The 8,366-nt window shown below is 70.1% G+C and carries 6 protein-coding genes; all 6 read right to left on the bottom strand.

What is annotated here, in order from left to right:
• Positions 1 to 63: 63 nt before the first annotated feature.
• Positions 64 to 1,698: a cbb3-type cytochrome c oxidase subunit I gene (locus D3261_RS15555; RefSeq protein ID WP_120073928.1), complete on the bottom strand. Its 1,635-nt coding sequence runs from the start codon at positions 1,696 to 1,698 to the stop codon at positions 64 to 66.
• A 6-nt stretch (positions 1,699 to 1,704) separates the two neighbouring features.
• Positions 1,705 to 2,982 carry a transporter gene (locus D3261_RS15550; protein WP_120073926.1) on the bottom strand — a complete coding sequence of 426 codons (1,278 nt, stop codon included), beginning with the start codon at positions 2,980 to 2,982 and terminating at the stop codon, positions 1,705 to 1,707.
• 279 nt (positions 2,983 to 3,261) lie between these two features.
• Positions 3,262 to 4,713, bottom strand: a complete 1,452-nt coding sequence (locus D3261_RS15545) for a permease (RefSeq protein ID WP_120073924.1) — start codon at positions 4,711 to 4,713, stop codon at positions 3,262 to 3,264.
• A gap of 292 nt (positions 4,714 to 5,005) precedes the next feature.
• Positions 5,006 to 5,980 (bottom strand): hypothetical protein, encoded by a 975-nt coding sequence (locus D3261_RS15540; protein WP_120073922.1) that lies wholly within the window; start codon positions 5,978 to 5,980, stop codon positions 5,006 to 5,008.
• A complete protein-coding gene (locus D3261_RS15535; RefSeq protein WP_120073920.1) occupies positions 5,977 to 7,209 on the bottom strand; it encodes a hypothetical protein in 1,233 nt (410 codons plus the stop codon). The genes D3261_RS15540 and D3261_RS15535 overlap by 4 nt, the downstream gene beginning before the upstream one ends.
• The gene (locus D3261_RS15530) at positions 7,206 to 8,282 is read right to left on the bottom strand and encodes a TIGR00341 family protein (RefSeq protein ID WP_233554015.1); all 1,077 of its coding nucleotides are present in this window, start codon (positions 8,280 to 8,282) and stop codon (positions 7,206 to 7,208) included. The genes D3261_RS15535 and D3261_RS15530 overlap by 4 nt, the downstream gene beginning before the upstream one ends.
• Between the last annotated feature and the right edge of the window lie 84 nt (positions 8,283 to 8,366).

Below are 8,366 nucleotides of genomic sequence, written 5' to 3'. Positions count from 1 at the left end.
GTGGTCACGACGGCTGGTGCCGTCGACGGCGCGCCCGGGGCTCGAACCCGGTCGCCGGCCTGGTTACCGGTCGCGGTGGGTGGGGCGGTCAGCGGGGTCGTCCTCGGTGTCGGTGTCGGGGGCCTCGGCCGCCAGTCGTCGCTCGAACGCCCGCCACTCGCGTGTCAGCCCGCCGTTCTCGCGGAGGTCCCAGACGTCGGCCGACTCGACGACGGGACCCGCACGCCACGAGGCGACCACGTTCCAGGCCCAGAGCACCTGGGCGAAGCCGATGAGGAACGCGCCGAGGGTGATCACCTGGTGGAACCCGGCGAAGCGAACGGGATAGGTCGCCATCCGGCGTGGGAGCCCCGCCGCCCCGAGCGCCAGCATCGTGAGGAAGGCGACCGCGACGCCGACCGTCGTCAGCCAGAAGTGCGCCCGTGCGAGCGTCGGGTCGTACAGCCGCCCGGTGAAGAGCGGGAACCAGAAGTAACACGCCGCGAACAGCGCGAACACCACCATCCCGACGAGAACGAGGTGGAAGTGGCCCACGACGTAGTAGGTGCCGTGGTAGACGAGGTCCACCGGAACCGCCGCGAGGAAGACGCCCGTGACGCCGCCGAGAACGAAGTTACCGATCGCCCCGACACAGAACAGCATCGGGACGGTGAGTCGGATCCGCCCGCCCCACATCGTGGCGAGCCAGTTGAAGACCTTGACCGCGCTCGGGAGCGCGATCGCGAGCGTGACGGCCATGAAACTCGCCCGGATCCGGGGGTCGATGCCCGTCGTGAACATGTGGTGGGCCCAGACCCCGAAGGCGAGCACCGCGATCGCGAGCGTCGAGTAGACGATGTACTCGTAGCCGAACAGCTCTCTCCCGCTGAACTTCGGGATCAGGTGGCTCAGGATCCCCATCGGCGGGAGCGCGAGGATGTAGACCTCGGGGTGACCGAAGAACCAGAAGAGGTGCTGCCAGAGCAGCGGCCCGCCGCCCTCGACGGCGAAGAAGGTGGTTCCCAAATTCCGGTCGGCGAGCAGGCAGATGAGGGCAGTTCCGAGCACGGGGAAGGCGACGAGGACGAGGCCGCTCGTGGCGAGCATCGTCCACGAGAAGACGTCGAGTCGGTGCCAGCCGACCTCGCGTTCGGCGACGACCGTGACGGCGAGGTTCGCCGCGCCGAGCATCGTGGCGACCCCGCTCAGGTGGAGCCCGAGCAGCGTGCAATCGAGGCCGACGTTGGTCGAGACCGTCGAGAGCGGCGGGTAGAACGTCCAGCCGGTCGCCGGCGGGGTGATCGAGCCGACCCCGAACACGTCGGCGACCGTCCCGGCACGCACCAGGAGGAAGGCCGGCGGGAGGAGCCAGAACGCGACGGCGTTGAGTCGCGGGAACGCCATCTCGCGGGCCCCGACCAGCGAGGGAACCACCCGGTTCGCCAGCCCGAACGTCACCGGCGTGACGAACAGGAACAGCATCGTCAGGCCGTGGGTGGTGAACAGTTCGTCGTAGGTTCCCGCCCCCCAGACGTCGGCGGCTGGTGTGAGCAGTCCGGTTCGGAGGAGGAGCGCGTCGAGGCCGCCGAGCAGCCCCGCCGCGACCCCGAAGACGACGTACAGCACGCCGATATCCCGGTGGTCGAGGGTGGTGAGCCACCCGAACGCGCCGGGAAGCGTGCGACGGTCCGCGTCGGTCGGCGATTCTTCGCGGGTCATCGGTCGTCAGGTCGACTCCACGGGCCAGGTGGCCCCCACGAGGAACTCACGCACCCCGACCGCGCCGACCACGGTCGCGAGGCCGAACGCGAGCGTCGGGCTCGCGGCGTAGACCACCCCGCCGACCAGGGCGGTCGGAACGCGAACCGTCGCCCGGAGCAGTCGGTAGCGGTCGACGTCGTCGGCGTCGAGGGTCGATTCGACGGCGCGCCGACCGAGCGGGAGCCCGGCGTGATAGAGGCCGAACGCCGCGAACAGCGCCGCGACGACCGCGGGGTTCGCGGGCGCGGCGACCAGTGCGACCGGGAACAGCGCCGCGACGAGGAGCAGTGCCGTCGCGACGCGTTCGCGGCCGAGCCGGTCGGCGAGGTGGTCGAGCGGGCGGGGGGCGACGAGCGCGACCAGGGTCTCGGCCAGCAGACAGAGCCCGAAGAACGCGTCGGGCCGGAACCGAAAGCCGAGCAGTACGATGTCGATCCGGAGCACGCTCGTCACGGTGATGACGAGGAACACCGACACCATCCCGACCGCGAGCGCGACCAGGGTCTCGCCGAGGGCGAGCTGTCGCGACGCGCGTGGCAGCGAGCGGAACGCGGCGAGCGCCCCACGGAGCCGCCTGCGGCGAGCGGTCGACGGCTCGCCGGACGGGCTGGACAGCACCCCGATCGTCGAGTCGTCACGGACCGCGAGGAACACGGCGGTCGTCAGCCCGAGCCCGGCCGCGAGCCCGAGCACGACCTGGATCGCGGCACGCGCCGGCGAGACCTCGACCAGCACCCAGACCACGGCCGGGAGGCCGAGCAGGATGGCGGCGTACCGCGAGGCCCGGTCGTGTCGCAACGCGTGCGGAACGCGTTCGGCGACGTGCCGTGGCACGACCGCGTCGAGGCCGATACCGAGGTCGAAGGCGGGCCACAGCCCGACGAGGAGCAGCCCAACGAACACCAGTGTCGTGGGTCGGCCCGCCCCGACCTGTGGGACGAGGAGCCAGCAGACCAGGCCGAACGAGGCGAGTCCCGCGAGCACCGGACCGGCCAGCGAACCGAGCCGGTCCAGTCCCGCATCGAACGCGGGGTACACCAGCCCGATCAGGGCCGCGAGGCTGCCGAAGAGACCGATGAACAGCGGGCCGTTGCCGAGCAGCCGGAGGTACTCCGGGGCGTACCGGAGCGCCGCGAAGACCGCGACGTCGAAGCCGACGACCGCCGCCGCGGCCGCGGGACGACCGGTCACGATATCGAGGTGGTCGGGATCGGTGCGGCGGCGGATGCTGTCGGGTGTCATCGAGTGTGGTCAAAAGCGGCGTCGTCGTGTCGGTCGGAAGCGGTTCGGCGAGCGGCGATACCGGACCGAGGGTCAGTCGGTCCGGTCGAGCGCGCGCTTGCAGCGCTCGACCGCGTCGGCGATGGTCTCGCGGAGCTGTGCAGCCGTCGAACGAAGTGGGTTCTCTTGCATGGGTTCAGGAGTCGTCGGATTCTCGTCAGTCGGTCAGCGATTCGATTCTCGGTCGGTTTCCGCTCGATGCTCGGTCGTCGTCGATCCGACGACGACGGCCGCGGGCAGCTACCGGAGCTCCCGCCCCGCCGTGTAGAGCGCGGCACAGGCGTCGTAGACGGCGACGAGCGCCAACCGAACCGCGCCGGCGATGGTCGCGACGCCGCCGCCGACCGAGCGCGCGCCGTCCCCGAAGGTACGGCCCGCGGTCGCGAGGTCGGCACCGAACGCGCGGCCGATCCGGGCGAGGAAGCCGCCGGCGTCGAGCGCGGTCTCGCCCGCCCGCCACACGGCGAACGGCAGCGACCGCACCGCCGCCTCCAGTCGCTCGGGGCCGTAGGTCATGTAGAGCTGCCAGACGAACACCGGCGTGAACACGAGGTTCAGGATGGTGGTGTACTCGCCCGACAGCGTGCCGCCAACGGCGGACTGAGTAGGGATCAATCCGAGCCCGCCCATCAGGTAGTGGACCGCGATACCCGCCACGACCGCCGCGAGCGCCAACGACCCGAACAGCACCACCGCCATCCGGGTCCCGTAGTAGCGTCGGTAGGTCCTCGCCAGCGGCGGGATGATGAGGTCGGCGTAGATGAACGAGAGCACGCTCCCGAACGGGAGGCCGTTCGTCCAGAGCACCAGCGCGAACGGGACGTTCCCGACCGAGCACATGAACGTCACAACGCCGATCCCCACCGCGAGCAGTGTCGCGACCACGACGGACGCGAAACCGTGCTCGGCCCCGAACAGCGTGCCCCACCACGCGCTCGGGACGAACGCGCCGATGACCCCCGCGAGGACGAACCCGAGCGCGATGTCCGTCCAGAGCATCTCCCACTCCTTGATGGTCTTCGCGCACGCGGCGTCCCAGCCGTCGATGGTGAGGAGCTTCCGGCTCCAGGGGACGTCGTCGCCGTCGACGTCGTCGTGCTGGCTCTCGTAGGCCCGCCGGCAGCCGCCACAGCAGAAATACCTCGTTCCGCCGGTGGTTTCGAGGGTCGCGGTGTCGTCGTCGGTTGGAGCCGCGTCCATCCCGCAGGCCGCACAGGTCGTCTCCTCCACCTCGTGGAGGTGTTCGCGCGCGGCCTCGAACCAGCTCGCCGGGACGACGTGCCGAAAGAGCGTGACGAGGACCGCGATGGCGACGATCCCGCCGAGATACTCCCCGACGACGAACTGCCAGCCGAGCAGCACCCAGAGGACTAACCCGAGTTCGATCACGAGATCGGTGCTCGCGAACATGAACGCGCCGAGGCTCGCGGTTCCGGACGCGCCCTTCTTGAACAGCGACTTCGCGGTGCCGACCGCGGAGTACGAACAGCTCGAGGAGGCCGCGCCGAACAGCGAACCCAGCGCGACCTCGCGCCGGCCGTCGCCGCCGAGGAGCTCGGTCATCCGCTGCTCGCTCACGAACACCTCGACGACCCCGGAGATGGTGAACCCCAGCACGAGCGCCCACCACGTCTCCCAGGTCATCCCGGCGATGCGACTCAACGCGTCGACGACGGTGGCAGTGACTGACATCAGTGGCGCTCGGGAAGTGAGTCGACCCGCTCGGGGCGAGTCGTCGGTTTCGAATCGGTTCGTCGACCGTCAATCGATCCACGCCCATCGGTTCGCGTCGAACGAGGTCCGCGGTCGCGGGACTCCCGATCGAATCGAAGTCGCAGAAATCGCTGGATAGCGGCCCGCGAGTCATCCGCGTTCGGCGGTTCGAACGCGTCGTCCCGGGTGGGCGTGTATCGTTGCGTAGATTCTCGGATGTAATAAAACGTTGCGATCGTCGATATTTTCGTCACGTCGGCGCGGGCCGTCCTCACGCGAAGTTCTCCAGAACGGTTCCATCGGCACCGACGGCGACGTCGGCGTACTCGACGGTCCCGAGCGCGACACCGTGGAGCGTCGTCGAGACCGGTGTCTCGGACGTCGTCCACTCGGTGCCGTCGGCCGCCACGACCGTGCCACCGGGGCCGACGGCGGCACCGCGGCCGCCACGGCGGTCGACCGCGTGGAGCGCGTTCCCAACCGAGGCGACCGCGAGCCAGTCGTACCCATCATAAACGAACACCGAGCCGTCGTCGCCGACGACCGTGACCGTCTCCGCGTCGAGCATGGCGACGTCGTGGAGGGTCGTGCTCACGTCGTCGATGCCCACCGACCGCCACTGGCCGTTCGCGGAGCCGCGGTAGACGCTCCCGGTCGAGTCACAGAGGTAGCTCGCCCGCGGGCGGGCGGCGATGGCGTCGGCGCTGTCCCCGCCGGAGGGTTTCGTGATGGTGCCCCACCGAACGGACCCCCCGGAGACGCGGCCGGTGAGGAGCTCGCCGGAACCGTTGAGGAGGAGAACGCGCTCGTCGCCCGCGCGGCCGACGACCGCGACGTCCGCCCACGAACTCGTCTTCCCCTTCGGGGCGGAGTGGTCGGTGATCGCCTCGCTCCGGACGTCGTAGCGCCCGACCGCACCGCTGTCGCCGCAGACCCAGACCCGCTCGCCGTCGCCCGTCGTGGCCGCGCCGGTGAGGCCGTTGCTCGCGTTTCCGGGACCGCGCTCGACGACCGTCTCCCAGTCGTCGTCGGTGCGGGCGAGCACGCGACCGCCCTCGCCGGCCGCGACCGGGCCGCGGCCGGTGAACACCACGTCGCGGAGCGCTTTCTTCGTCGGGGAGGAGACCCGCTGCCAGCCGTGGGTGGTGGTCGAACCACCCAGACAGCCCGCGAGACCAACCGTGACGCCGCCCGCGAGCGCGAGCGCCGCCCGGCGCGTGTAGCCGTGAGCGGTGTCGGGACTCATGGGCGCTCCCGCGAGGAATCCCGGAGGGCCTCGATATAGTCCGGGGTCTCGCCGCGCGGCGTGAACGCGCCCGGCGCGGCGGTGCGTTTCGCGATGGTGGCGATCCGGACGATGAAGGCGAAGAAGACCGCGAAGGGGAGCGAGGCCACCCCGAGCGCAGCACTCACGACGAACAGCATACCGGTGCCGTAGCCGCCCGCCGGAACCCCGTTGGCGAACAGCAGGATCAGGAACAGCGAGACGAGGAACGCGGCCATGCCCGTGTAGGCGATCAGCCGCGAGAGCCGCGCGAGCTCCTGTTTGATGTAGAGCGCCTTGAAGTACTGCCGGATGACGTCCATCGAGACGAAGAGGTCGCGGAGGTCGGCGAGGAGGTCGTCGGCGCGCTCGGGGAGCTCGTACTCGGTCTGGATCCGGCGCGCCTCGTTGACGTTCTCGGAGTAGCCGTCGCCCATCATCGGCAACAGGACCTCCATCAGCCGGAGGCGGTCGCCGTCGAGGCGGCCTTCGAGCCGCGTGGTCGCGGTGATGACCCGCCGGGCGTAGCGTTCGACCCGTGTTTCGAGCGCCTCGTCGCCGATGTCCGTGCAGGCGCGTTCGAGTTCGGCGGCGCGTTTCGAGAGCACGCCGTTGGCGAGCGCGGCGAACCGCCCGGGGTCGGTGGGGCTCACCGCGGTGTCGGGGAGGCGGTCCTCGATGGTGGCGCGAAAGGCCGCGATGCCGTGGATCTGTTCGCGGAGGTCGTCGGGCGTCCCGAAGAGCTGGGAGATCGTGAGCTGGTTGACCGCGATGATGATCGGGACGAACGAGAACAGCCCCGCGATCACGGTGGTGAAGATGCTCGTCACGAAGTCGCTCCGGTCGATCCCGAACACCCCCGTGAGGCTCAGCCCGAACGCGACGACCACGATGCCGCCGACCAGCCCGCCGACGATCGCCCAGCGTCGCCCTTCGAGCAGGAACCACCGTTGGGCGCGGATCCGGCGCTCGCGTTCGGTGAGGAACGAGACCGCGAGCCGGCCGCCCACCACCACCAGTCGCCCCACGAGCCAGAGGAGCTCGACGAGGAGCGTCGTGACTACCCGGGCGACGGGGTGGAGCGATTCGAAAGTGGAGCGGTGCGGTTCGTCGGTGTCGGCCGTGTCGTTCGCGTCGCTATGCGTCGGTTCGGTCGGTTGGGTCGAGCTCGTCCCGTTCGTCGGATCCGGGGGTTGGGTGTCGTCGGTCATAGGTCGGGAACTATCGCGATGAGGTCCGCGAGGCTGCCGGTCGCGAGGTGGGCGAGGAAGGTCACGAGCATCACCACCGCCGCCGCGAGCACGACCGCGCGGCGCAGCATCGTGCTCCGGGCCTTCCGGAGTTCGGACCAGCTCCGTGGGTGGTAGCCGAGATACCAGAGACAGATGATCGCCGCGAGGTTGATCGAGAGCACGTTCAGGAGGACCACCGCCATGGAGCCGACGACGGCGGTGGGCCGGCCCCAGGCGATACCGACGCCGACCACGCCGAGCGGCGGGATCATCGCGGCGGCGATCATCACGCCGACCAGCCCGATGTTGGCGGAGGTCGAGAGGCTGATCGCGCCCGCGAAGCCCGCGCTCAGCGCCACCACCACGAGCAGGAAGCTCGACGCGGTGTAGTTGCTGAGGCCGAGCACCGCTTCGAGGTCGATGCCGGTGGGGACGAGATGTGTGGTTCTGACGACCAGCGCGAACCCGACCGCGCTCGCGACCGCGACGGCCGCGCCGAGCGCCTGGAACTTCAGGCTCCGGACGAAGAGCTTCTGGTCGTCGATCACGGTCGCCACGGAGGTCGCCATCGGCGGGCCGATCAGCGGTGCGATCACCATCGCGCCGACGAGCACGGAGACCGATTCGAGCATCACCCCACCCGTCGCGACCACCGCGCTCACCGCCGTCAGGAGCGAGTAGATCGCCGGGTCGGGGATCAGGTCGGCGGCCTTCGAGTGGAGCTCGCCGCGCGAGATCCCTTGGTGGCCCAGCCCCTCGACCTGCTCGAAGCGGTCGTCCGAGGGCCCCAGCCGCTCTGAAGTGACGGTCTCGGGTTCGACGACCACCGTGTACATGTCCGCACCGAGGTCGAGGTTCGCGAGTTCGGTCTGGATCGGTTCGACGGCGTTCGCCGGCACCGGAAACGAGACCGTCGCGGAGGTCTCCGGGTCGTCGGTACGGTCGGAGACGGTGTAGTCCAGGTCGTTGTCGTCGAGTACCTCCATCACGGTCTCGCGGGTCGAGCGCGACATCGTGATCACCTCGACGAGCCGCATGTCCTTTCGCGCCATCGGGCTCACACCCCCCGGCCGCGCGCCCGTCGGTCGGGGGCGCACGGCCGTCGTGTCGCGTGATTCGTTTCGATCGTCGTGACT

Source organism: Halococcus sp. IIIV-5B (assembly GCF_003602035.1).
Classification (GTDB): domain Archaea; phylum Halobacteriota; class Halobacteria; order Halobacteriales; family Halococcaceae; genus Halococcus; species Halococcus salsus.
This window is presented reverse-complemented; position numbering and strand designations above follow the sequence as displayed.